This is a genomic window from Mesorhizobium sp. B2-3-4 (assembly GCF_006442315.1).
In the GTDB taxonomy this organism is placed as follows: domain Bacteria; phylum Pseudomonadota; class Alphaproteobacteria; order Rhizobiales; family Rhizobiaceae; genus Mesorhizobium.
Map to the genome: position 1 here is coordinate 52250 of NZ_VFVY01000014.1, position 21964 is coordinate 74213.

General features: G+C 63.9%; 24 protein-coding genes and 1 riboswitch. Of the genes, 7 read left to right on the plus strand and 17 right to left on the minus strand.

Annotation, left to right across the window (positions count from 1 at the left end; all coding sequences use genetic code 11):
* Window positions 1–69: 69 nt before the first annotated feature.
* Entirely contained in the window at window positions 70–471 is a 402-nt protein-coding gene (locus tag FJ967_RS20460) for a GFA family protein (protein ID WP_140733637.1), read from the plus strand.
* Here FJ967_RS20460 and FJ967_RS20465 read toward each other — a convergent pair.
* The 6 genes from FJ967_RS20465 to FJ967_RS20490 all read right to left on the minus strand — a co-directional run bounded on the left by FJ967_RS20465 (window position 468) and on the right by FJ967_RS20490 (window position 5479).
* Window positions 468–761, minus strand: coding sequence for a hypothetical protein (locus FJ967_RS20465; protein ID WP_140733638.1), 294 nt, complete (start codon window positions 759–761; stop codon window positions 468–470). The genes FJ967_RS20460 and FJ967_RS20465 overlap by 4 nt on opposite strands.
* 148 nt (window positions 762–909) lie before the next feature.
* The gene (gene dxs / locus FJ967_RS20470; protein WP_140733761.1) at window positions 910–2823 is read right to left on the minus strand and encodes a 1-deoxy-D-xylulose-5-phosphate synthase; all 1914 of its coding nucleotides are present in this window, start codon (window positions 2821–2823) and stop codon (window positions 910–912) included.
* Window positions 2824–3062: 239 nt separating this feature from the next.
* Window positions 3063–3983 (minus strand): pirin family protein, encoded by a 921-nt coding sequence (locus FJ967_RS20475; protein ID WP_140733639.1) that lies wholly within the window; start codon window positions 3981–3983, stop codon window positions 3063–3065.
* 10 nt (window positions 3984–3993) lie between these two features.
* The gene (locus FJ967_RS20480; RefSeq protein ID WP_140733640.1) at window positions 3994–4260 is read right to left on the minus strand and encodes a DUF2277 domain-containing protein; all 267 of its coding nucleotides are present in this window, start codon (window positions 4258–4260) and stop codon (window positions 3994–3996) included.
* Window positions 4261–4297: 37 nt separating this feature from the next.
* On the minus strand, window positions 4298–4549 hold the full coding sequence (locus FJ967_RS20485; protein ID WP_115139957.1) for an exodeoxyribonuclease VII small subunit: 252 nt from the start codon (window positions 4547–4549) through the stop codon (window positions 4298–4300).
* Between the two features lie 3 nt (window positions 4550–4552).
* Window positions 4553–5479: a histone deacetylase family protein gene (locus tag FJ967_RS20490; RefSeq protein WP_140733641.1), complete on the minus strand. Its 927-nt coding sequence runs from the start codon at window positions 5477–5479 to the stop codon at window positions 4553–4555.
* A gap of 186 nt (window positions 5480–5665) precedes the next feature.
* Window positions 5666–5841: riboswitch (cobalamin riboswitch) on the plus strand.
* 59 nt (window positions 5842–5900) lie between these two features.
* On the opposite strand from FJ967_RS20490, the gene bluB reads away from it, so the two are divergent.
* Entirely contained in the window at window positions 5901–6728 is an 828-nt protein-coding gene (bluB, locus tag FJ967_RS20495) for a 5,6-dimethylbenzimidazole synthase (protein WP_246675324.1), read from the plus strand.
* On the opposite strand, the gene FJ967_RS20500 is transcribed toward bluB, so the two are convergent.
* Complete coding sequence (locus FJ967_RS20500) at window positions 6626–7609, minus strand: hypothetical protein (RefSeq protein WP_140733643.1); 984 nt, start codon at window positions 7607–7609, stop codon at window positions 6626–6628. The two genes, bluB and FJ967_RS20500, sit on opposite strands and share 103 nt — an antisense overlap.
* Window positions 7610–7665: 56 nt before the next feature.
* A complete protein-coding gene (locus FJ967_RS20505) occupies window positions 7666–8310 on the minus strand; it encodes a TetR/AcrR family transcriptional regulator (protein WP_140733644.1) in 645 nt (214 codons plus the stop codon).
* A 120-nt stretch (window positions 8311–8430) separates the two neighbouring features.
* Here FJ967_RS20505 and FJ967_RS20510 point away from each other — a divergent pair, with 120 nt between their 5' ends.
* A complete protein-coding gene (locus tag FJ967_RS20510) occupies window positions 8431–9654 on the plus strand; it encodes an MFS transporter (protein ID WP_140733645.1) in 1224 nt (407 codons plus the stop codon).
* Between the two features lie 96 nt (window positions 9655–9750).
* On the opposite strand, the gene ribB is transcribed toward FJ967_RS20510, so the two are convergent.
* Together ribB and aroC are read right to left on the minus strand one after the other, a co-directional pair.
* The gene (ribB, locus tag FJ967_RS20515) at window positions 9751–10851 is read right to left on the minus strand and encodes a 3,4-dihydroxy-2-butanone-4-phosphate synthase (protein WP_140733646.1); all 1101 of its coding nucleotides are present in this window, start codon (window positions 10849–10851) and stop codon (window positions 9751–9753) included.
* A gap of 77 nt (window positions 10852–10928) precedes the next feature.
* Window positions 10929–12044 carry a chorismate synthase gene (aroC, locus tag FJ967_RS20520; protein ID WP_140733647.1) on the minus strand — a complete coding sequence of 372 codons (1116 nt, stop codon included), beginning with the start codon at window positions 12042–12044 and terminating at the stop codon, window positions 10929–10931.
* Window positions 12045–12229: 185 nt separating this feature from the next.
* Here aroC and FJ967_RS20525 point away from each other — a divergent pair, with 185 nt between their 5' ends.
* Window positions 12230–12490: a DUF1344 domain-containing protein gene (locus FJ967_RS20525; RefSeq protein WP_140733648.1), complete on the plus strand. Its 261-nt coding sequence runs from the start codon at window positions 12230–12232 to the stop codon at window positions 12488–12490.
* Window positions 12491–12568: 78 nt separating this feature from the next.
* Here FJ967_RS20525 and FJ967_RS20530 read toward each other — a convergent pair whose 3' ends face one another.
* The 4 genes from FJ967_RS20530 to FJ967_RS20545 all read right to left on the minus strand — a co-directional run bounded on the left by FJ967_RS20530 (window position 12569) and on the right by FJ967_RS20545 (window position 15623).
* The gene (locus FJ967_RS20530) at window positions 12569–13156 is read right to left on the minus strand and encodes a histidine phosphatase family protein (protein WP_140733649.1); all 588 of its coding nucleotides are present in this window, start codon (window positions 13154–13156) and stop codon (window positions 12569–12571) included.
* Window positions 13157–13202: 46 nt separating this feature from the next.
* The gene (fabI, locus tag FJ967_RS20535; protein WP_140733650.1) at window positions 13203–14021 is read right to left on the minus strand and encodes an enoyl-ACP reductase FabI; all 819 of its coding nucleotides are present in this window, start codon (window positions 14019–14021) and stop codon (window positions 13203–13205) included.
* Window positions 14022–14128: 107 nt separating this feature from the next.
* Entirely contained in the window at window positions 14129–15061 is a 933-nt protein-coding gene (locus FJ967_RS20540; protein ID WP_140733651.1) for a J domain-containing protein, read from the minus strand.
* A 100-nt stretch (window positions 15062–15161) separates the two neighbouring features.
* Window positions 15162–15623 carry an RT0821/Lpp0805 family surface protein gene (locus FJ967_RS20545; protein ID WP_140733652.1) on the minus strand — a complete coding sequence of 154 codons (462 nt, stop codon included), beginning with the start codon at window positions 15621–15623 and terminating at the stop codon, window positions 15162–15164.
* 58 nt (window positions 15624–15681) lie between these two features.
* On the opposite strand from FJ967_RS20545, the gene pdxH reads away from it, so the two are divergent.
* Window positions 15682–16299: a pyridoxamine 5'-phosphate oxidase gene (gene pdxH / locus FJ967_RS20550; RefSeq protein ID WP_140733653.1), complete on the plus strand. Its 618-nt coding sequence runs from the start codon at window positions 15682–15684 to the stop codon at window positions 16297–16299.
* Window positions 16300–16306: 7 nt separating this feature from the next.
* Here the strand turns inward: pdxH and FJ967_RS20555 are convergent, their stop codons facing one another.
* The gene (locus FJ967_RS20555; RefSeq protein WP_140733654.1) at window positions 16307–17059 is read right to left on the minus strand and encodes a crotonase/enoyl-CoA hydratase family protein; all 753 of its coding nucleotides are present in this window, start codon (window positions 17057–17059) and stop codon (window positions 16307–16309) included.
* 18 nt (window positions 17060–17077) lie between these two features.
* Window positions 17078–18847: an acyl-CoA dehydrogenase family protein gene (locus FJ967_RS20560; protein WP_140733655.1), complete on the minus strand. Its 1770-nt coding sequence runs from the start codon at window positions 18845–18847 to the stop codon at window positions 17078–17080.
* 197 nt (window positions 18848–19044) lie between these two features.
* Between FJ967_RS20560 and FJ967_RS20565 the strand changes: the two genes are divergently transcribed.
* Together FJ967_RS20565 and FJ967_RS20570 are read left to right on the plus strand one after the other, a co-directional pair.
* Window positions 19045–19281 (plus strand): hypothetical protein, encoded by a 237-nt coding sequence (locus tag FJ967_RS20565; protein WP_140733656.1) that lies wholly within the window; start codon window positions 19045–19047, stop codon window positions 19279–19281.
* Between the two features lie 78 nt (window positions 19282–19359).
* Window positions 19360–20517 (plus strand): glycoside hydrolase family 25 protein, encoded by a 1158-nt coding sequence (locus tag FJ967_RS20570; protein ID WP_140733657.1) that lies wholly within the window; start codon window positions 19360–19362, stop codon window positions 20515–20517.
* 22 nt (window positions 20518–20539) lie between these two features.
* On the opposite strand, the gene purD is transcribed toward FJ967_RS20570, so the two are convergent.
* Window positions 20540–21817, minus strand: coding sequence for a phosphoribosylamine--glycine ligase (gene purD, locus FJ967_RS20575; protein WP_140733658.1), 1278 nt, complete (start codon window positions 21815–21817; stop codon window positions 20540–20542).
* Window positions 21818–21964: the final 147 nt, after the last annotated feature.

Sequence of the window (21964 nt, forward strand, 5' to 3'; positions counted from 1 at the left end):
CGCACCGGGTCCGGCAAAATGCCAGTCCAGCAGCGGAGCCCTCCGTGCCGGAACCTGAAGAGAGAATGAATGCTGACGGGAATCTGCCACTGCGGTTCTGCCCATTGGACGCTGGAAGGCGACCCGGGACCGATCACGGCTTGCAACTGCACGCTTTGCCGCCGCTATGGCACGCTCTGGGCTTATGATTATGTCGATGAGCGCATTCACGTTTCGGGACCGGTGGCAAGCTATACGCGCGCTGGAAAGGACGATCCGTCGCTCGAAATCCTGTTCTGCCCGACCTGCGCATGCGTACTCGCCTGGCGAGGCTTGCGCGCCGGTAACTCCGGCCGAAGACGCATCGCCGTCAATGTGCGGCTGGCGCCGCCCGAGGCCGTCGCCGACTTGCCGATCGACCATTTCGATGGCCTCGACACATATGGCGACCTGCCGCGCGATGGTCGCTGCGTGCGCGACATGTGGTTCTAGAAGATGGTGCGTGAACCCTGGCGTTCGACGGCCGGGGACAGACCATCGTCCGTGTTCCCTGAAGCCTGTTCGCGCGGACGCTCGGCCGTAACTGCGGGCCGAGGGGCGGCGTCCGGCACGACCACCAGCTGCGGTACCTGCCTGTAAGAAAAGCCGCCCCTGATATCGCCCATCTTGCCGGCGACGATGCCGACCGCCGCCTTTTCAAGGTTCCGGTCGTAGGGCGTTTCGGCAGAGGCCGATGCGGCCGTCACGGCCAAAACTGCCACGCCGCACAGAAGCGTCTTCATTCTCGTTGTCTCCCTGCCTGCCCGTGATTTAGCAGGGCGCCGTTGAGAAACGGCCAAGGGACACGGTAAGCGAAACGCCAAACGACAGCGTTAACAAGGCGTTACGAAATCAAGCCGGCAAAATGATTCAGGCATTTGAGATTTTGATTCAGGCGCGCTGGGCGTGGCTGTCGCGCCCCAGCGCGGCAAAGACGGTGCGCACGATGCCGGCCGAATCCAGCCCGGCATCGGCATACATCTTTTCTGGTTTGGCGTGGTCGGTGAACGTATCCGGCAGCACCAGCGGACGCACCTTCAGGCCGCTTTCCAGCAGCCCTTCATGGGCAAGGAACTGCAGCGCGTGGCTGGCGAAGCCGCCGATGGCGCCCTCCTCGACCGTCACCAGAACCTCATGCGAGCGGGCCAGCCGCCGGACCATATCCTCATCGAGCGGCTTGGCGAAACGGGCGTCCGCCACGGTGGTGGAAAGCCCGGCGGCGCCGAGCTCCTCCGCCGCGATCAGGCAGTCCTGCAGGCGCGTGCCAAAGGACAGCAGGGCGACCTTGGTGCCCTCCCTGACGATGCGGCCCTTGCCGATCTCCAGCATGACACCGCGCTCCGGCATGTCGACACCGACGCCATTGCCGCGCGGGTAGCGGAAGGCGATCGGGCCGTCATCATAGCCGGCAGCGGTGCGCACCATGTGGCGCAGTTCCGCCTCGTCGGCCGCCGCCATGACGACGAAGCCCGGCAGGCTCGCCAGGAAGGTGGTGTCGAAGGCGCCGCAATGAGTGGCGCCGTCGGCGCCGACGAAGCCGGCGCGATCGATGGGGAAACGCACGGGCAGTTTCTGGATCGCCACATCGTGGACGACCTGGTCGTAGGCGCGCTGCAGGAAGGTCGAATAGATCGCGGCGAAGGGCTTGTAGCCTTCCGTCGCCAGGCCAGCGGCGAACGTGACCGCATGCTGTTCGGCGATGCCGACATCGAAGGTTCGTGACGGGAATATTTCGCCGAACAGATCGAGGCCGGTGCCGGTCGGCATGGCGGCGGTGACAGCGACGATGCGGTCGTCCTCGCGGGCCTCCTGGATCAGGCTTTCGGCGAACACCCTGGTGTAGGCGGGCGCATTGGCAGGCGCCTTGGCCTGCGCGCCGGTGATGACGTCGAATTTGTTGACGCCGTGATATTTGTCGGCGGCGGCTTCCGCCGGCGCATAGCCCTTGCCCTTCTGGGTGACGACATGGATCAGCACCGGGCCCTTGCCATTGTCGCGGACATTTTTCAGCACCGGGATCAGGTGCTCCAGATTGTGCCCGTCGATCGGACCGATGTGATAGAAGCCGAGCTCCTCGAACAACGTGCCGCCGGTGACGTAGCCGCGTGCATGCTCAACCGCCCTGGTAATGGCGCGATCGGCCCGCTTTCCCAGATAGGAGGTCAGTTTCTTGCCGAAATCGCGCAGGCCGACATAGGCCTTGCCGGAGGCGAGCCGCGCCAGATAGGCGCTCATGGCGCCGGTCGGCGGAGCGATCGACATGTCGTTGTCGTTGAGGATGACGATGAGCCGCGCATCGAGCGCGCCGGCATTGTTCATCGCTTCATAGGCCATGCCGGCCGACATGGCGCCGTCACCGATGACGGCGATGACATTGTTGCGGCCGGCGGAGAGGTCGCGAGCAGCGGCCATGCCGAGACCCGCCGAGATCGATGTCGAGGAGTGGGCGGCACCGAAGGGGTCGTATTCGCTCTCGGCACGGCGGGTGAAGCCGGAAAGGCCGCCTTCCTGGCGCAGCGTGCGGATACGGTCGCGGCGGCCGGTCAGGATCTTGTGGGGGTAGGCCTGGTGGCCGACATCCCAGATCAGGCGATCGTCAGGCGTGTTGAAGACATAGTGCAGCGCCACCGTCAGTTCGACCACGCCGAGGCCGGCACCGAGATGGCCGCCGGTACGGGAGACCGCGTCGATCAGTTCGGCGCGAAGTTCGGATGCCAGTTGCGGCAATTCGCTCTCGGCCAGCGAGCGCAGGTCGGCCGGGATGCGGACCTTGTCGAGAAGCGGCGTATGCGGCGTTGCGTTCACGGGCACCCAGGCTTTCTGTTCATCGGCGGGATAGGCCGCCGGCCGGCGAAAGTAAATGCGTGTCGGTGACGCGGCCCCGATCTCAAAATGACAATGCGTCGAAACAGCTTATGTCCGCGCTTTCAAGTCCTTGCTTTCATGCATATCGTGGCCCCGAAACCGGGCCGCTTTTGGGCGATATTCCCTTGTTTTTATGCATGTCGTGATCCCAGAACCGTGCCACTTTTGGGCAACATGCATCAGTTTTCCGGCAGCGGGATGAACTCTTCCACATCTCCAGGAACGATATCGAAGCGGCCGGTCTTCCATTCCTGCTTGGCCTGCTCGATGCGCTCCTTCGATGACGAAACGAAATTCCACCAGATGTAGCGTTTGGAACCGAGCGAAGCGCCGCCGAACAACATGAAGTGCGCACCGCGTTCGGACGAAACGACGATCTCCTCGCCCGGCTTGAACACCAGGAGCCGCTCGGCCGGGAAACGGTCGCCGGCGATCGAAACCTCGCCCTCCAGCGTATAGATGGCACGCTCCTCGGCATCTGCCGGGATTTTCACGCTGGCGCCGGCCGCGAGCCGCAGGTCGGCGTAGAGCGTGTCGGAGGCAGCCGAGACCGGCGAGCGCAGCCCTGAAAATTCGCCGATGACGACGCGGCCGCCAATGCCTTCAGCATCGATTTCCGGCAGGCGGATCGCAGCGGTGTTCTCGAATATCGGAGCAATCTCTTCCTTGCCGTCCGGCAAGGCCAGCCAGGTCTGCAGACCGGAGATCGACATCGGCGCGCCGCGCAATTCCTGCGGCGTGCGCTCCGAATGGACGATGCCGCGGCCTGCCGTCATCAGGTTCACGTCGCCCGGCGCGATCACCATTTCGGTGCCGAGCGAGTCCCTGTGTCTGATCTTGCCGTCGAACAGATAGGTGACGGTCGAAAGCCCGATATGCGGATGCGGACGTACATCGAGCGCGGTGCCGGCACGCAAGATGGCCGGGCCCATGCGGTCGAAAAAGATGAACGGCCCGACCAGCCGGCGTTTCGCCGTCGGCAGCGCGCGACGCACCTCGAAGCCGCCAATGTCCTTGGCGTTCGGAATGACCATCAACTCGATCTGGTCGCAGGCGAAAGCGTCGCCGGGCTCGGGATCGTTTCCGGGAAAGAAGCTCATGGGCCAGCCCTCAGGCGAAACGCAGCGCCGACCTGGCTTTCGCCTTGGCCGCCTCTTCCTCGCGGTTGCGCGGTTCCTGGTTGGTTTCGAGCGTGTCGATCAGCTCGCGCGCGATGGCAGCGATCGCCTCGACCGCATGGTGGAAAGCATGCTCGTTGCGCTTGGAAGGCTTGGTTGAACCGCTCAGCTTGCGGACGAACTGAAGTGCCGCGTCATGCACCTCGTCATTGGTCGCCGGCGGCTCGAAATTGGCCAGGGTCTTGATGTTGCGGCACATGGCTTGAACTCCTTACCTGTTTGCTCTGCCCACCAAACTACTCAGCGTCGAGCGGCTCCGTTCCCACCGGCTTGCCGTCGCGCGACAGCCTGATCTTCTCGACCTTGTCCTCGGCGGCCTTCAGCAGCCGGTCGCAATGCGCCTTCAGCGCCTCGCCGCGCTCATAGATCCTTATCGACTGGTCGAGCGGCACATCGCCGCGCTCCAGATCATCGACGATCTTCTCCAGCGCGTCGAGTGCCTGTTCGAAGCTCATCGCCTTGACGTCTTCGTTGGTTTCACCAGCCATCATTCATCCTTTCATCAGTCGCCCGACATGGGCGGCGACCGAAAATGCCAATCCCTGCAGATCGTAGCCGCCCTCGAGCAGGCTGACGAGCCGGTTGCCGCTATGACGCGCCGCGCGCTGCATCAACTGGCCGGTCGCCCAGTCGAAATCATCCTCGGTCAGATTGATCTCGGCCAGCGGATCGCGGTGATGCGCGTCGAAGCCGGCCGAAATGATGATCAGATCGGGGGCAAAGTTGTCGATCGACGGCAGCACGCGCGACAGGAACGCATCGCGGAAAACCTCGCTGCCGGTCTGCGGCGCAAGCGGCGCATTGACGATGTTGCCTGCGCCGGTCTCTGTCTTCGCGCCGGTGCCGGGATAGAGCGGCATCTGGTGCGTCGAGCAATAGAGCACCGAGGGATCGTCCCAGAAGATATCCTGCGTCCCATTGCCGTGATGCACGTCCCAGTCGACGACGGCGACGCGCTCGGCGCCGTGCTTCTTCTGCGCGTAGCGGGCGGCGATCGCCGCCGTGTTGAAGAAGCAGAAGCCCATTGCTGTGGTCTTTTCGGCATGGTGACCGGGCGGCCGCGCGGCGACGAAGACATTGTCGGCGCGGCCGGCAAAAACATCGTCGACGGCAGCATTGGCGGCCCCGATCGCCGTGATCACCGCCTGCCAGCTCTTCGGGCTGGCCGTGGTATCGGCATCGATGCGGGCAATGCCCTCTTCGGGAATGGCCGCGCGAACACGGGCAACAAAATCTTGCGGGTGCGCGTAAAGGATGGTGGCTTCGTCACCTTCCGGCGCCTTGACCCGATCAAGCGCTGAAAAAGCTTCGTCGTCGAGCACGCGCTCGATGGCGCGCAGGCGATCCGGCCGCTCGGGATGACCGGGCGGGGTGAGGTGATCGAGGAAGATCGGGTGCGTGTAGAGACGGGTGGCCATATTCCCTATCTAGTGCCGCGACGGCGCAAAGGCCATGCGCGACGCCTTGATCGCTGGGGAAAATCACGCCTGCGTCCATTCGCGTCGCAACGGGCATTGGCGTTCCCGGCGCTTCGGCGTAAGGTCGCCGCCACTGCCTGGTGCCCGCCGGTCTGTTTGTTCTAGCCGCATCCTGCGGCGCCAAGTGTACCACTTGGCGCGGCAAGTGTTCTGTCGGGAGAATCGGGAACACGGTTTGATTCCGTGGCGTGCCCAACGCTGTAAGGGGGACCGCGCCGGTAAATGCCACTGTCGATGACGGGAAGGCACCGGAGGCGGATTGATCCCGAGCCAGAAGACCGGCCTGGCAGGCATCGATATCCGCATGGTCAGGCGGATATCACGGATTGCAATCGCAAGGGGACACGCGATGCCGGAAGCCATGACCGCTCCCACGGGCGACGGATTTGACCAGAAGGCGCGCGACGCCGTCTATCGCGCCATGTTTACGCGGCGCGATGTGCGAAGCCATTTCACATCGGAGGCGATCGACGACGAGGTACTGGCGCGGCTGCTGCTTGCCGCCCATCACGCGCCCTCGGTCGGCTTCATGCAGCCATGGAATTTCATCGTCATTCGCGATGTCGCACGCCGTGAAAAGGTACGCGACCTGTTCCTGGCGGCGCGAGAGCAGGAACTTCCTGAAATGGAGGCGGAGCGTCAGGCGCTCTATCGCAAGCTCAAGCTGGAAGGCATCAGCGAAAGCGCGCTCAACATCTGCATCACCTGCGACCGCGAGCGCTCGAAAGGCTCGCCGCTGGGCCGCTGGCACAATCCGGAAATGGATCTCTACAGCACGGTCTGCGCGGTGCAGAATTTCTGGCTGGCGGCGCGCGCCGAAGGCGTCGGTGTCGGCTGGGTCAGCATCATCGAGGCCCACGCCCTGAAAGCCCTGCTGTCCATCCCCGGGCATGTGACGCCGGTCGCCTATCTCTGCGTCGGCCGGGTTTCGCAGTTCGCGCCTAGGCCGGATCTCGAGACGCATGGATGGGGACAGCGGCTGCCGCTGCCCGAGCTGATCATGAGCGAAACGTATCGCGGGCAAGGCGAAGCGCCGCTGAAATCAACCGTCGCACGCCTCAAGTCCGTTGAGGCCGAGCCGCACGGTCAGCGTGTCGCGCCGGCCGTGCCCCAGCGCGAGCCGCCGAAGGAGGCCAGCGCCTTGTCCTTCAATTCCCTGAACTTGGAGGACGCTTCGGCCAGCCGCTGATCCCACTGCGGATCCGGCACCTGGCCCTCGATGGTCTTGAAATAGACCTGCATCAGGCAAGCGATGGCGAAGGGCTCGATAAAGGCCGCCTTGAAGGCCCAGGCAAAGACGATCGCCAGCACAAAGGCCCAGCCGGCAAGCTGCCCGGGCATCATGAACAGAATGGCGCCGGCAGGCGCCAGCATCAGCAGGAAGATCACAAACGACACCACCCACATGATGACCGCCAGCCAGACGGCGTTCTTGACCATGGTCTTGCCGTTCTGGGCGTAGAGCACGACGCCCTGGCGCGCGGTTTCGAAGGGCGAGGACGAGTTGATGCGGATGTTATAGCCGAGGATGATCTCGTCGACATAGGTCAGCGACAGGCGGATTACCGTGTTGATGAAGGAGACGAGGCCGCTCAGCCCCGGAATGGGCAGGAAGGCGGCGATGCCGCCAAGCAGGCCGGTGATGGCGCGGATGGCGCCCTTGACCAGCTGGTCGACGACGAAAAGGATATTGGCCTCGGCGAAGCGCTCGGTCACGACCTCTTTTGCATAGGCGATCTGGTTCTGGCCGTCGGGAACGTCATGACCGTCGATGAGATGGACCATGACGGCGATGTGGCCTGCCTTGACGACATAGAGGATGTATTCGCGCAGCCAGTAGACGGCGATCGAAACGACGCCGAAGCCGACCACCCCGCCCCACAGGGCAAAGGACAGCGGGCCGTCCGGATCAGTGGAGATATGGCCAACGCCATAACCGACGGAAGCGCCCGTGCCGGTGGCCATGATGTAGGCCAGCGTGATGCCGAAATAGACGATCATGCGAAAGACAATGAAAGGCCAGGTCCGCATCATGATGGACACCGACCTGCCGATATCGAAATCCCACATGCTCCGAATCTCCCCCTCAGAGATGGCTGGGGAGGATGCGCTCAAACCCGCCGATGTCAATTGCGGACCGTCCCGAGACCCTCATCGCGGTTCGGCTCAGACGCGCTTGGCGGCTTTCTGAGCAGGCCTTCGAGCAATTGCTTGAAGGCGACAACCACCTTCCTCGACGTTGCTTCGGGATCGCTCGAATTGGCGATTCGCTGCGAGGCCTGGCTGCTCGCACCATTGATCAGCCGAGCGGCGGTCTCTGGATCGAGGCTCGGCACGACCACTCCTTCCCGTTGCAGCGCGGTCAGATGATCGGTCATTGAACCGACGCATGCATTGGCATTCGACCATTGCGCCGGATCGCCCAACACGGCCGGGCCATCCCGGAACATGATGCGCTGGATTTCCGGTTCCAAGGCCATTTCGATGTAGGTCGTGCATTCGTCGACGAAATGCTGCCAGCGGGTCGGCGCCCGAGACGCGACCTCGTTCACCCGGGCGGCCATTTCCGCGTCGATCTCGGCGATGACCGCCTCCAGAAGTCCTTTCTTGTCGCCGAAGTGATGATAGAGCGCGCCGCGCGTCAGTCCCGCCGAAGCGGTGAAATCGTCCATCGACGCTTCGGCATAACCGATCGTGCCGAAAGCCTGACGCGCCGCCGCGATCAGCTTGGCGCGCGTCTCCGCAATCATCTCCTTGCGCGGTCGGTGCATGGCTCTGGCCTCATCTACATACGTTGCGTATGCCAATTGACATACGCGACGTATGATTTATCTAACACTTATACGTCTCGTATGTAATTGTCAGTTCACCGTTTGTCGAGGAACCAGATCATGCAGAACCCCTATGCCGAAATCTTCCGTGCCCCTGGGGCCAAGGGCTTTGCGGCCGCTGGCTTCATGGCGCGGCTGCCGATTGCCATGGCTCCGATCGGCATCGTGGCGATGTTGTCGCAGACGCGGGGCGAATACTGGCTGGCCGGCGCGGTTTCCGCGACGTTCGCGCTGGGTAACGCCTTCGTGGCGCCGCAGATATCGAGGCTGGTGGACCGCCTTGGCCAGACGCGCATCGTGGTCCCCACCACCATCATCACCGTGATCGCCTTCGCGGTTCTGATCGCGGCGGCCAATCAGGATTGGCCGGTCTGGACGCTGTTCGTCTCGGCGCTGGCGGCCGCGGCCATGCCCAGCATGCCGGCAATGGTGCGCGCTCGCTGGACGGAGATTTTCAGGGGGCAGCCGCAGATGAACACCGCTTTCGCCTTCGAATCGGCGGCGGACGAACTGGTTTATATCGCCGGCGCCTCATTGTCGGTGGGGCTCAGCGCGGGCCTCTTTCCCGAAGCCGGCGTTCTGGTCAGCACCGTGCTCCTCGCTATCGGTTCGACGGCTTTCATCCTGCAGCGCTCGACCGAGCCGCAGGTGCGGCCGGTGGACCCTGTCACCAGCGGTTCGGCAATCCGGCTGCGTCCGGTGCAGATCATCACTCTTGCGCTGATCTTCATCGGCGCGACCTTCGCCACGACGGAGGTGAGCACCGTGGCGATCACCAAGGAACTCGGCCAGCCGGGCGCCGCCAGTCTCGTCATCGGCGTCTATGCGCTGGGATCCTTCGTGCTCGGCATCATCGTCGGCGCCCTCAATCTGCAGGCGCCGCTGCAGCGCCAGTTGGCAATCGCGGTCGCCCTGGTCGCGCTGGGCACGCTTTTGCCGCTCACCGCCGGTTCGGTGCCGCTGCTGGCGCTGACCGTGTTCATCAGCGGCGTGGCGATCTCGCCAACTTTCATCACCGCCTTCGGCCTGATCGAGCGCCATGTGCCGGAAGCGATGCTGACCGAAGGCATCACCTGGGTGATGACCGGCATCGGCATCGGCATGGCGCTGGGTTCCTTCGCCGCCGGCGCGGTGGTGGACGCGTTCGGCGCCCAGAACGGGTTCTGGGTCTCGGTGGCATCGGGCCTTGTAGCACTGATCACGGTGTTGCTCGGCCAACGCAGCCTCGCCACCCAGAAATGCGACCTCGAAGGATGCGACGCGGCCGCCGTGCCTGCTGAGTGATTGCGGTCGGAATGGCTTGAGCCAGCGCGACCTCGTCATCCACGGGCGAAGCGGAGCGCAGACCCAAGGATGACGACGTCGCGGGCTTCCGGCCAACTACATAATCTCGGTCTTGGCGATGTGTATGCCGAACCCTTCCAAGCCGACATAATGGCGTTCGCGCGAGGCGATCAGATTGATCGAGGAGATGCCGAGATCTTTCAGGATCTGGGCCCCAAGGCCGATCTCGCGCCATTCGCTCTCGCGCCGGCGCGCCTCTTCATGGTCCTCGCGGTCGCCCGACTGCGGACGCTTGCGCTCCTGGTGGGCGACGCCGACCGAGCCTTCCCTGAGATAGACGATGACGCCGCGCTTGCGCTCGCCCATCGCCTTCATGATGGCGTCCAGCCGGTGGCTGGTGCCGAACACATCGGTTACCACATCCTCGGAATGCAGCCGGACCGGCACGTCCTCGCCGTCGCGGATATCGCCGAAGACGACGGCGACGTGGTGCATCGTGTCCCATGGCAGCGTGTAGGTGAAAACCTGCGCCTTGCCGCCCAGCGTGTCGATTTCGGAGCAGGCTACACGCTCGACCAGCGTTTCCTTGCGCTGCCGGTAGGCGATGAGATCGGCGACCGAAACCTGCTTCAGACCATGCTCTTCGGCGAAAGCCTGCACCTGCGGACCGCGCTTGACGGTGCCGTCGTCATTGACCAGTTCAGAAATGACGCCGATCGGCGGCAGTCCGGCGAGCTTGCAAAGATCGACCGCCGCCTCGGTATGGCCCGAGCGCATCAAGACGCCGCCTTCGCGCGCGATGAGCGGGAAGATGTGACCGGGGCGGACGAAGTCGGAGGCGCCGACATTGCCGTTGGCCAGATTGCGCACGGTCAGCGTGCGGTCGTCGGCCGAAATGCCCGTTGTCGTGCCGTGCTTGAAGTCGACGCTGACGGTGAAGGCGGTGGTGTGCGCGGAATCATTGTCGGCGACCATCGGCGCAAGGTTGAGGCGCTTGGCCTCCTCGCGCGGCATCGGCGTGCAGACGATGCCCGACGTGTTGCGGATGATGAAAGCCATCTTCTCCGGCGTGCAATGGACGGCGGCAACGATCAGGTCGCCCTCGTTCTCACGCCCGTCATCGTCCATGACGACGACGATCTCGCCGCGCTCAAAGGCGCGGATGGCTTCGACGATCTTCTTCTGGTCGTAAGGCATGGGAGTGCTCGCTTCGCTCGCAGGAATAGGGAGTAGGTCAGTAGGGAAAAGAAAGGCTGTCTCGGGCGGCCTACTGCCTATTCCCTACTGCCTATTCCCTTCCCCGTCTGTCCTCGATGCCGCAGATAATGATCTGCGATCGCGCAGGCGACCATGGCCTCGCCGATCGGCACGGCGCGGATGCCGACGCAGGGGTCGTGGCGGCCCTTGGTCATCACCTCGACATCGTGGCCGTCCTTGTCGATCGACTTTCGCGGCGTCAGGATCGACGAGGTCGGCTTGACGGCAAAGCGCGCGACGATCTCCTGGCCGGTCGAAATGCCGCCAAGGATGCCGCCGGCATTGTTGGACAGGAACACGGGTCTGCCGTCATTGCCCATGCGCATCTCGTCGGCGTTCTGTTCGCCGGTGATGCGGGCGGCCTCGAAACCATTGCCGATCTCGACGCCCTTGACCGCGTTGATGGACATCAGGCCGGAGGCGATATCCTGATCGAGCTTGGCATAGATCGGCGCGCCGAGACCCGGCGGTACGCCGTCGGCGACGATCTCTATGACCGCGCCGACCGAAGAGCCCGCCTTGCGGATGCCATCTAGATACTGCGTGAAGATTGGAACCGATGTGGGGTCGGGAGTGAAGAACGGGTTCTCGGCGTCGCCGATGAAGTTCCAGTTCCAATTGGCGCGATCGATCGATTTCTCGCCCATCGAGACCAGCGCGCCGCGTACCACCATGCCTGGGACGACCTTGCGGGCAAGCGCCCCGGCGGCCACGCGCGCCGCCGTCTCGCGCGCCGAGGAGCGACCGCCGCCGCGATAGTCGCGTATGCCGTATTTGACGTCATAGGTGTAATCGGCATGACCCGGCCGGAACTGGCGGGCGATTTCGCCATAATCCTTCGAACGCTGGTCGACATTCTCGATCAGCATCGAAACCGGCGTGCCGGTGGTGATCATGGTCACGCCGTCCTCGTCGAACACGAAGCCGGACAAGACCTTCACTTCGTCGGGTTCGCGCCGTTGGGTGACGAAGCGCGACTGGCCCGGCCGGCGCTTGTCGAGTTCGGCCTGGATTTCGTCGCGCGTGAAGCGGATGCCCGGCGGGCAGCCGTCGACAACGCAGCCCAGTGCCGCTCCGTGGCTTTCGCCCCATGTGGTGACGCGGAAAAGATGGCCGAACGTGTTGTGAGACATGCAAAAGCGCCCTGCCCGGCATTCGAGCCGGCTGAAGCCAGCCTTCTATTGGCGTTTTCCACAGTGGTCAAACTGTCATCCCCGACGTTTAAGTTTTGACACATTCGGCTGGTTTCTGCTTTCTTCCATTCGCCGTTGAGGATCCGCCGCCACCCAAGCCGGCGCAATGACCAAAGAGGACGATGATGCGTACCCTGATTGGCGCTGTTGCCGCCACCCTGCTGCTTACCACCGCCGCTCTTGCCGGCCAGACCGAGGGCCTGATCAAGAAGATCGACAAGGATGCCCTGACGCTGACGCTGGACGACGGCAAATCCTACAAGCTGAACGCCGAGACCGATCTCGACTCGCTGAAGCCGGGCATGGACATCGTTATCGCCTATGACGTGACCAATGGCGAAAACGTCATCACCGATATGCAGTTGCCGGACAGCGACACGAACTGACGCCCCGAATTGCACCAATGCCGAGAGCGCTCAGTCAAGCACTGAGCGCTCTCGGCATATTTGCCCGGGCTGAACGACCTAGAGCCACTCCAGGCTGTTGCCTTCGAGCTTGAGCACGCGGTCCTGCGGCACTTCCAGGTTCGCGGCCTGGTCCTGCGGCATGCCGAGCACGAAGCGGAACAGGGTGCGAATGACCCCGCCATGGGTGACGCAGACCGCTTTGCGTTTCAGGTGATCGAAGCTCGGCTTCACCCGTTCGAGCAGCATCTGGTAGCTCTCGGCGCCGTCGCCGGGTGGTTGAAAATTCCATTTGTCCAGGGCGCGCGAACGGCTGGCGCCCGGCGACTGCCGCTCGAGTTCGGCGAAGGTAAAGCTCTGCCAGTCGCCGAAATTGACCTCGATGAGCCTGACATCGGTTCGATAGGCACAGGGGTCGAGCTTCATGGCGGCGCGGATGCGCTCCATAGTCTCGCGCGTGCGTCTCATCGGACTGGCGACGAAATCGAAATCCTCGGGATCGGGGACCAGCCCGGCCAGAAGTCGTCCGTTCGCGGTGGCCTGCTCGCGCCCAAGCACGTTGAGGTCGGTATCGGCCTGCCCCTGGAGGCGGAACTCGGCATTCCACGCCGTCTGGCCGTGGCGCACGATGTAGACGAGCGGGTACATCAGGTCTTCCCGTGGGCTGGCCAGGTCAGGCGGAAAGGCGGATGCCTTATTCCTTGATGGTGGAAATGTCGGGCGCGTCGACCGCCTTCATGCCGACCACATGATAGCCGGAATCGACATGGTGCACCTCGCCGGTGACGCCGCGCGACAGGTCCGACAAGAAATAGACGCCGGAATCGCCGACTTCCTCCTGGGTGACCGTCTGCTTCAGCGGCGAATTGTATTCGTTCCACTTCAGGATGTAGCGGAAATCGCCGATGCCGGAGGCGGCGAGCGTCTTGATCGGGCCGGCCGAGATGGCGTTGACGCGGATCTTCTTGGCGCCGAGGTCGACGGCCAGATAGCGTACGCTGGCCTCGAGCGCCGCCTTGGCGACGCCCATGACGTTGTAGTGCGGCATCACCTTCTCGGCGCCGTAATAGGTCAGCGTCAGCAGCGAGCCGCCATCGGTCATCAGCGCTTCGGCGCGCTTGGCGATGGTGGTGAAGGAATAGACCGAAATGTCCATGGTGCGCAGGAAATTGTCGCGCGTCGTCTCGACATAGCGGCCGGTCAGCTCGTCCTTGTCGGAAAAGGCGATGGCGTGGACGAGGAAGTCCAGCTTGCCCCAATGTTTGGCGACGTTGGCGAAGACCTCATCCAGGCTTGCCGGATCGGTGACATCGCAATGGCCGGCGACATAGGCGCCCAGTTCCGCCGCCAACGGTTCGACACGCTTCTTGAACGCCTCGCCCTGATAGGTCAGCGCGATCTCGCCGCCATGGTCGACGCACGCCTTGGCGATGCCGAAGGCGATCGACCTGTTGTTCGCGACGCCAAGTATCAGGCCGCGCTTGCCGGCCATCAGGCCCTGTCCACCCGCCATGTGCGTGCTCTCCGCAAGAATATATGCTTTGTGGAGAGCCCTATCGCACAGGCACAGTGCCCCTTCAAGCGCTCAAACCGGACAGTTCGGGGGACAAAAGCCCTCGATCAGCCTTTTTGGCCGCGCAACATTGCTTCGAGAGCATTGTCGCCGCCTTCGGGCAACATGATGCGCACATGGGCGTAGAGATCGCCGTGACCTCCGGCTTTTTCCGGCAGGCCCCTGCCTTTCAGGCGCAGCACCTTGTCCGAACTGGACCATGCGGGAATATTGAGCGCGAGCCGACCGGTCGGCGTTTCCACCGGCACCTTGGCCCCCAGCACCGCGTCCGCCAGCGATACCGGCAGATCGGCATGCAGGTCGCGGCCCTCGATGCGGTAGCGCGAATGCCGGCGGATATGGATCTTGACCAGCGCGTCGCCTGGCTGGCCCGGCCCCTGCTCGCCCTGCCCTTTCAGCCGGATTGTCTGGCCATCCTCGACAAAGGCCGGCAGCTTGACGGCCACCTTGCGGCCGTCAGGGAACATTGCCGTCACTTTCTCGGCATTGGCCGCTTCCTCGATGGTGATGTCGAGCGTCACGTTGAGATCGGCCGCCGTCGCCGGCTGGCGACGGTCACCCTGGCCTGGACCGCGTGCGCCGGAGAAAGCGTCGCCGAAAATCTGGCTGAAGATGTCGCTGTTGCCGTCGAACGGATCACCACCGGGGCGGCCCGAGCGGAACTCGAATCGCGAGCCGCCGGCGCCCTGCTGCTGCCGGCGAAACCCGGCAAAGGGATCGCCACCGCCGGCGGCGCCCTCAAAGCCCTGGAATCGCGGTTTGCCGTCGGCGTCGATCTCGCCGCGATCGAAAGCCGCGCGGCTCTTTTCGTCGCCGACGATCTCATAGGCCTGGTTGGCCGCGGCAAAACGATCCTTCGCCTTGGGATCATTCGGATTCTGGTCCGGATGATGTTTCTTGGCGAGTTTCCGGTATGCCGATTTTATGTCCTTGGCCGATGCGTTCTTTGCAACGCCCAGAACCTCATACGGGTCGCGCATGCGTCCTGCCCTGGAGATGAGTTGAGTCCATACTTGCCTCCTATATGCGCTCGCATAGGAAGAAATTCCAGTAGCGGACCATCATATCAAAAGCGGAAAATCAGAGCGCCTTGAAGCCCTGCATGCGCCAGCCGCCTGCGCTGGCCAGGCACAGTTCGCCCTCGAACATGGCCACGCCGTCAAAGCTCTCGCGCGACGCCTTGAAGCGGCGGCATGTCTGGCCGCTGTCCTTCAATTCGGCCAGTTCGGTGATGGAACCGCGCGAGCCGGTGCCGGCATTCGCCCAGGGCACGGCCTGGCCGCCGAGTTGCTCGATGTCGGCGGAGGAGACGGCATTGCCGATCGTGGTCTGATCGGAGTCGCGGTCCGAATCGGCGGGCTTGGCCGAAGCCGAAGTGCTGGAGGTCAGGATCGAGCGGTCGACCTCTGCTTTTTCCAGGCTGAAACCGCCCGCTCCGCAGGCCGCGAGCGGCAGGGCGGCCAACACGATCATCGCTTTCGCGCTGGCCGAAGCGATAACGCTCCATTGCCTGCTGTCAAAGGCTTGCGCGATACGCGACAATCGGCAATCCCCCTTTGCCCGGCAAAAATCCGGGTTTCGTGACAATTTGAGAAAAACTATGAGTGATGCAGAGTTAACAAGCAGTGACTTTACCGAGGCCGCGGAACCGTTTCGCCTCTTTGCCGCATGGCTGGACGACGCCACCAAGAGTGAAATCAACGATGCCAACGGCGTCGCGCTGGCGACCGTCGATGCCGAGGGCATGCCGGACGTACGGATGGTGCTGCTCAAGGGGTTCGATGAAAGCGGCTTTGTGTTCTACACGAATTTCGAGAGCGCCAAGGGCCAGGAAATTCTTGGCAGCATGAAGGCGGCCATGTGTTTCCACTGGAAGTCGCTGCGCCGCCAGGTGCGCATTCGCGGTCCGGTCGAGATCGTCAGCGACGCCGAAGCCGACGCCTATTACGCGACACGCCCGCGTGGCAGCCGTATCGGCGCCTGGGCCTCGAAACAGTCTCGACCGCTGGAGAGCCGCTTCGCACTGGAGAAGGCCGTCGCCGAATATACGGCCCGTCATGCAATCGGCGAAATCCCGAGGCCAAAGCACTGGTCCGGGTTCCGCATCGTACCGAAGACGATCGAGTTCTGGCACGACAGGCCATTCCGCCTGCATGATCGCGTCGTCTTTTCACGCAACGCCACCGGCGGGTGGGACAAGGCGAGGCTTTATCCCTGAAAAGGGCTCAGCTCTTTTTCCTGGTCATGAAGGCCGTGAGCGCGGCGCGCGCTTCGTCGGATTTCAGCCGCTCACGGAAATGCTCGCTTTCGACGCCGATGCGCGCGACCAGGTCGTCGCGCGAGCCGCGCATGAGATCGCGCGCGATCCTCAGCGCCTGAGGCGGCTTGGCCGCGATCTGGCCGGCGGCCGCCAGCACCGAGGCCTCCAGGGCGCCTTCCTCGACCACTTCGTAGATGAGCCCGGCGGCCTTGGCGCGCTCCGCCGAGAAGCCCTCGCCGAGACCGAGCAGCGCGAACGCCCCTTGCTGGCCCAGAATGCGCGGCGCCAAAAGGCTCGATCCCGCCTCCGGCACCAGGCCGAGGTCGACGAAAGGCGTGCGGAACACGGTGCGCGGCGTGGCGAAGGTCAGGTCGCAATGCAGGTTGATTGTCGTGCCGATGCCCACCGCGATGCCGTCGACGCCGGAGACAACAGGTTTTTCGACCCTGGCCAGCGCCATCAGGAAATCCCAGACTTCGGTGCCGCCCTCGCCGCCGGTGGCGATGACCATGAAGTCGGCAAGGTCGTTGCCGGAAGAGAAGGCACCGGGCACGCCAAGAAATACATGGACGCGCACCGCTGGATCGGCGTCGCCTTCGGCAAGGGCCGCCGACATCCTGGCATACATGGCGCGCGTCAACGCGTTCTTCTTGTCGGGACGGTTGATGCGGATGATCTGGATGGCGCCCTGGCGCTCGACGAGAATGTGGTCTGTCACAGTTTTCCCCAGTGGCTGTCAGGCTGACATCAACGCCCTGCCGGCCGTGGCAAGGCTGTCGCCGCCGTCGATGACGCGGTCTTTCAACGCGCCGACCTCGCCGAGCAGATTTTCGGCGAAGAAGCGGCAAAGCGGGATGCGATCCTGGTCGGCAAGGGCACCGCGCGCCAGATAGGCACCACCGGCGGCCAGCGAGATCAGCCTGAGATAGGGCGTGGCGGCAGCCAGCGCCTTGTCCGTCTCGCCGTCGGCCGAGAATTTCTGCAGGACACGCGTTGCCTGCGTCAGATCGGAGAGCGCCCGATCGAGCGTGCCGGCGGTGCGGCCGAAGCCGTCGAGGTTCGATATGCGCACCGCATTGGCGATATCGGCCAGTTCGCCGATATAGCCATGCACGTGCTCGCCGCCGCCGAGCGGCAGTTTTCGGGTCACCAGATCGATCGCCTGGATGCCATTGGTGCCCTCATAGATCGGCGCGATGCGGGCATCGCGATAGAGCGCGGCCGCGCCGGTCTCCTCGATGAAACCCATGCCGCCATGAACCTGGACGCCGAGCGAAGCGACCTCGACACCGACATCGGTCGAAAAGGCCTTGGCGAGCGGCGTCAGCAGATTGGCACGGTCGCGCCAATGCGCCGCTTCGTCGCCGGACGATACGCGCGCGAGATCGATGGCATGGGCGCAGGAATAGCTGATGGCGCGGGCGATCTGTGTCAGCGCCTTCATGGTCAGGAGATTGCGCTGCACATCCGGGTGATGGACGATAGGCGCCATGCCGGCGCCACCATAGTCGCTCGCCTTGCCCTGTCGGCGCTCATTGGCATAGGCAATCGCCTTCTGGGTCGCGGTTTCCGCGACCGCGACGCCCTGCATGCCGACGGCCAGGCGAGCGTTGTTCATCATCGTGAACATGCAGGCCAGACCCTTGTTCTCCTCGCCGATCAGCCAGCCGATGGCGCCGGGGCTGGCGCCCTGGAAGCCGTCGCCATAGATCATGGTGCAGGTCGGTGAGGCGTGGATGCCGAGCTTATGCTCGATACCGGAACAGAAGACGTCATTGCGCGCGCCGAGCGCGCCGTCGTCCCCGACCAGGAATTTCGGTACCAGGAACAGCGAGATGCCACGCGTGCCGGCCGGCGCATCCGGGAGGCGCGCCAGCACCAGGTGGATGATGTTGTCCGTGAAATCGTGCTCGCCATAGGTGATGAAAATCTTCTGGCCGAAGACGCGGTAGCTGCCGTCGCCGGCGGGCTCGGCGCGGGCGCGCAAGGCAGCGAGATCCGATCCGGCCTGCGGCTCGGTCAGGTTCATCGTGCCCATCCACTCGCCCGACACCAGCTTTGCGAGATATTTCGCCTTGAGGTCTTCGGAAGCGTGCTTGTCGAGCGCCTCGACCGCCCCCATGGTCAGCGTCGGGCCGATGCCGAAGGCCATGGCGGCCGAGTTCCACATTTCGAGCGCGGCGACGCCCAGCATGGTCGGCAGTGCCTGGCCGCCATACTCCTCGGGTCCGGATAGCGCGTTCCAGCCGCCCTCGATCCAGCGGCGGTAGAGTTCCTTCCAGCCCGGAGGCGTGGTGACCGCGGCGTCCTTCAGCACGGCGCCATGTTCGTCGCCGATCTTGTAGAGCGGCGCCACCTCCTCGGTGGCGAAACGGCCAGCCTCACCCAGCACGGCATCGACCAGGTCCTCGCCGAGGTCGCCGAACGCACCGCCATCGAGCGCTGGCTTCATGCCGGCGACGTGCTTCAGCGTGAACGCGATGTCCTCGACCGGTGCGCGATACATGTTCTGCTCCTCCTGGCGACCAACCCTATGCGCAAGCGCCGACGCAGACCACCCGTGTTCGGGTGGTCCAGCGACCTTCTTTTTACGTAAACGTCAAATTTTGTCACGTGGATTTTGCAATCGCGCCGGCCTGTACTAAATTCGACCGATGCCGGATCAATCGACCGGCGACAGACCCAGCCGACCGGACCATTGCCATGCTTGCCAGACCCGACGCCTATCGCTGTATCGAATGCGGCCTGCCCTACCGGGCAACGGGATTTTCCTATTATCACGGCGACCTGGCGAACGGCGCCGCCTACTGGTCGGATCGCGGCATACTGTGCTCGCCGAAATGCTCGCTCGCCCATCACCGCAAGCGTGCCGCCGAAGGCACGCTGCAACAGGAGCCGGCGCCAGATCCGTTCGAGTTTCAGCCGAACGGCAGGCGCTAGTTCCCTAGGGAAGCATTTCTTAACCATAGCGGTTCAGCATTCGCCTTTGATCAACGGGGATTCCCTGTTTTGAAAAGGATGGCGCGCCTCCTTCGCCGCATATTGCTTCTTGCTTTCGCGGCAACAACGGCGATGTCGGCGGCAAAGGCTTCGGACTTTTCCGAACCGTGGAAGAGTGCCGATCGCGCACTGGTGGTCGATGCCTACGAGTACAATTCCATCGACTGGGCGCAGCTTGCCACCGACAAACGCGTCGCCGCCTTCATCAACAAGGCGTCCGACGGCATGCCGCCACCCTATTTCTGCTTCGGCGGCGACACCGAGGTGAAACTGTGCAAGGCGCTCTGGAAACGCCATGCGGTGACGCGCGAACTGTTCCAGACGCGCAGGGTCGTGGCCAAGGCGCTCGGCATGAAATGGGGTGCCTATCACCTCGCCCGGCCCGGCAATCCGGTCGAACAGGCCAATAACTTCCTCGATTTCGCCGACCCTGCGCCGGACGACCTGATGGCTCTCGACATCGAGGGCATCGACCCAACGCAATGGATGTCGCTCGATGACGCCGAGGAGTTCGTGCGCCAGGTGCACCGGCGCGTCGGCCGTTTCCCGGTGCTCTACACCAACGGCAAGACCGCGCAGTACATCGCCGACAACCGCTACAAATACCGGCTCCTGTCGCGGCTGCCATTGTGGTACGCGCGCTACAAGCCAGACATCGACGTGCATTTTCCGATGGGTAACTGGCAGAGCTACGCGCTCTGGCAGTTTGCGGCGCAGGCCAATTGCGGCCGCTTCCGCTGCCCCTACAGGGTCGCCGGCACGCCCGACGATATCGACGTCAATGTCGCGCCGACGGATGCCGCCACACTGCGCCAGCAATGGCCGTTCGGCAGCCTGATCGACGTGCCCGCGGATTATCTTGCCAGCGTGCCGGTGCCGCTCTCGCGGGAAGCCGCGCTGGCCGGCAAGGCGACCATCACCTACGCCGATGTGGCGACGCCGCCGACTGTCGAGGAAATGGTCGCGGTGCTCGGTTCGCGCTGGTCGAAACTCCGCGATGGTTTCCGCATGCCGGTCGTGAGGACGGTGCCGCAACGGCCTGGTTTCGGCATTGTCCAGTATGTCGCCTGGAAGCGGGCCGGACAGCGTTCGCCGGCACAACTCGACGCCGCTTTCGCGGCGGCCGCCGACCCGCTCAGCACGGCCTCGACCGAACTCGATCGCGGCCAGCGGTAGCCATCTCTCGCCGGTTGAAGCCTCAGCCTGCCCGCTCGCGCGCCACGGCCTGCCAGCCTATGTCGCGCCGGCAGAACCCGTCCGACCAGTCGATCCGGTCGAGCGCGGCATAGGCCCGCGCCTGCGCCTCGCCAACGGTGGCGCCGGTCGCCGTGACATTGAGGACGCGGCCGCCATTGGCGACCAGGGCGCCGCCATTGATTGCGGTGCCGGCATGGAAAATCTGGACGCCCTCGCCCGCGGCGTCCTCGACGCCGCGAATGACGGAGCCTTTTTCCGGCGTGCCGGGATAGCCCCTCGCCGCCATCACCACGGTAAGCGCCGCCTCGTCGCGCCAGCGCACGGAGGTATGCGCAAGCTGACCATCGACGGCGGCGTTGAGCAGCACCAGCAGATCGTCTTTCAACCGCATCATCAGCACCTGGCATTCGGGATCGCCGAAGCGTGTGTTGTATTCGATCAGCTTCGGCCCCTTGTCCGTGATCATCAGCCCGGCGAACAGGATGCCGGCGAAGGGCGCGCCAAGCTCGGCCATGCCGCGCATGGTCGGCTCGATGATCTCGCGCATGGTGCGCTCGACCACGTCAGGCGTCATCACAGGCGCCGGCGAATAGGCGCCCATACCGCCGGTGTTGGGGCCGACATCGCCGTCGCCGACACGTTTGTGATCCTGCGCGGTGCCGAAAGGAAGCGCCGTGGTGCCGTCGCAGAGGCAGAAGAAGCTCGCTTCCTCGCCGGTCATGAATTCCTCGATCACCACTTCCGCGCCGGCAGCGCCGAAAGAACCATCGAAGCAGGAAGCAAGTGCCGCCTGGGCTTCATCCACCGTCATGGCGACGGTGACGCCCTTGCCGGCGGCGAGCCCATCGGCCTTGATGACGATCGGCGCACCCGTCTTTTCGACATAGGCCCTGGCGGAGGCCAGATCACCGAACCGGCCATAGGCGGCGGTCGGGATGTCGTAGCGGGCGCACAGGTCCTTGGTGAAACCCTTCGAGCCTTCCAGCCGTGCGGCGGCCTTCGAAGGCCCGAAGACGCGAATGTTTTCGGCGCGCAAATCATCGGCGATACCGGCGACGAGCGGCCCTTCCGGGCCGACCACGACGAGATCGATTTTTTTCTCCCGGCAGAAGGCGGCGACGGCGGCGTGATCGGCGATGTCCAGCTTGACCAGCTCGGCCTCACGGCCGACGCCCGGATTGCCGGGGGCCGCATAGAGCTTGGTCAGCAGCGGCGAAGCGGCGATCTTCCAGGCCAGCGCATGTTCGCGGCCGCCGGAGCCGAGAAGAAGAACGTTCATGGCCACCTCTTGATGCCGACTTAGAGAGAACAACCCGCTATTGCTCTCCGGGCGACGGGTCAAGGCATCAGGGTGGATTGATCGAAATTGCGCACGGGAACGTTATCCCAGCCGAATAGGGGCGCCGACTATCGGCGTTCCTATTCT

Excerpts from the sequence above, each read along its gene's own strand:
- FJ967_RS20500 (WP_140733643.1), bottom strand. The coding sequence starts at position 7,609 with ATGTGGGATTTCGATATCGGCAGGTCGGTGTCCATCATGATGCGGACC.
- FJ967_RS20540 (WP_140733651.1), bottom strand. The coding sequence starts at position 15,061 with ATGCGCGACCCGTATGAGGTTCTGGGCGTTGCAAAGAACGCATCGGCC.
- FJ967_RS20525 (WP_140733648.1), top strand. The coding sequence starts at position 12,230 with ATGCGTACCCTGATTGGCGCTGTTGCCGCCACCCTGCTGCTTACCACC.
- FJ967_RS20460 (WP_140733637.1), top strand. The coding sequence starts at position 70 with ATGCTGACGGGAATCTGCCACTGCGGTTCTGCCCATTGGACGCTGGAA.
- FJ967_RS20505 (WP_140733644.1), bottom strand. The coding sequence starts at position 8,310 with ATGCACCGACCGCGCAAGGAGATGATTGCGGAGACGCGCGCCAAGCTG.
- FJ967_RS20510 (WP_140733645.1), top strand. The coding sequence starts at position 8,431 with ATGCAGAACCCCTATGCCGAAATCTTCCGTGCCCCTGGGGCCAAGGGC.
- fabI (WP_140733650.1), bottom strand. The coding sequence starts at position 14,021 with ATGGCGGGTGGACAGGGCCTGATGGCCGGCAAGCGCGGCCTGATACTT.
- FJ967_RS20530 (WP_140733649.1), bottom strand. The coding sequence starts at position 13,156 with ATGTACCCGCTCGTCTACATCGTGCGCCACGGCCAGACGGCGTGGAAT.
- FJ967_RS20475 (WP_140733639.1), bottom strand. The coding sequence starts at position 3,983 with ATGAGCTTCTTTCCCGGAAACGATCCCGAGCCCGGCGACGCTTTCGCC.
- FJ967_RS20565 (WP_140733656.1), top strand. The coding sequence starts at position 19,045 with ATGCTTGCCAGACCCGACGCCTATCGCTGTATCGAATGCGGCCTGCCC.
- FJ967_RS20465 (WP_140733638.1), bottom strand. The coding sequence starts at position 761 with ATGAAGACGCTTCTGTGCGGCGTGGCAGTTTTGGCCGTGACGGCCGCA.
- FJ967_RS20570 (WP_140733657.1), top strand. The coding sequence starts at position 19,360 with ATGGCGCGCCTCCTTCGCCGCATATTGCTTCTTGCTTTCGCGGCAACA.
- bluB (WP_246675324.1), top strand. The coding sequence starts at position 5,901 with ATGACCGCTCCCACGGGCGACGGATTTGACCAGAAGGCGCGCGACGCC.
- pdxH (WP_140733653.1), top strand. The coding sequence starts at position 15,682 with ATGAGTGATGCAGAGTTAACAAGCAGTGACTTTACCGAGGCCGCGGAA.
- FJ967_RS20485 (WP_115139957.1), bottom strand. The coding sequence starts at position 4,549 with ATGGCTGGTGAAACCAACGAAGACGTCAAGGCGATGAGCTTCGAACAG.
- purD (WP_140733658.1), bottom strand. The coding sequence starts at position 21,817 with ATGAACGTTCTTCTTCTCGGCTCCGGCGGCCGCGAACATGCGCTGGCC.
- aroC (WP_140733647.1), bottom strand. The coding sequence starts at position 12,044 with ATGTCTCACAACACGTTCGGCCATCTTTTCCGCGTCACCACATGGGGC.
- FJ967_RS20480 (WP_140733640.1), bottom strand. The coding sequence starts at position 4,260 with ATGTGCCGCAACATCAAGACCCTGGCCAATTTCGAGCCGCCGGCGACC.
- FJ967_RS20490 (WP_140733641.1), bottom strand. The coding sequence starts at position 5,479 with ATGGCCACCCGTCTCTACACGCACCCGATCTTCCTCGATCACCTCACC.
- FJ967_RS20560 (WP_140733655.1), bottom strand. The coding sequence starts at position 18,847 with ATGTATCGCGCACCGGTCGAGGACATCGCGTTCACGCTGAAGCACGTC.
- ribB (WP_140733646.1), bottom strand. The coding sequence starts at position 10,851 with ATGCCTTACGACCAGAAGAAGATCGTCGAAGCCATCCGCGCCTTTGAG.